The 598-nt window shown below is 41.3% G+C and carries 1 protein-coding gene; it reads right to left on the bottom strand.

Going from position 1 to position 598, the window contains the following annotated elements; all coding sequences use genetic code 11:
* On the bottom strand, positions 1-598 hold a 598-nt coding region (locus R8O11_RS29460; protein ID WP_318195155.1), incomplete at both ends, for an SPASM domain-containing protein.

Here is a 598-nt window from a genome sequence, read left to right as displayed (position 1 = left end):
GCATAGATAAGCGGGATTCTTTATTGAACTGAAGTTCGTGATTCAACGACATCTCGTGCAACGATGTTTCGAATACATTGCCGAGTTTCGACTCCGGGTAGGCGATATGGTCACAGAAATAAACGTCACCATTTGCTTCAACGGCATAAGACGAGCCGCATTTTTTGGCATGAATACAGTTTGGAGAGGGGTTGCCAAGGTATTGTGTTAATGCCTGTTCAAAGTTCGAAATGAAGACTTTGCCCACATCTTGAGAAACCCAAAGATGAAATACGTCGGTGAGAAAACGTCCGTATTCTTTGGCATCAACAGACCAAGCGATAGGTTCGTATTTCTGAGGATCTGTATGGAGTTTGTCTGTCGAGAAAATCAGATTGCTACCAAAGTGTTGGCCACGAGCTTGCTCTGTTTCTAACGGAGAAGATTCGACAAGAGGTGAGAACTGAATATGTTTCACCTTATTCTTTCGGAAAAATGAATAGATAGCCTCAGCATGTTTGCAATACTCTTTGGTCACACATGCCAAAACGTTGTATTCAACGTTCATTTTTTGTAGAAGCTTTAATGCAGAAAAGCTTTCTTTAAAAGCACTTTTTCC

Source organism: Vibrio sp. 1288 (assembly GCF_033344475.1).
Note: the sequence above shows the minus strand (reverse complement) of the source record. Positions and strands in the feature narration are given on the sequence as shown.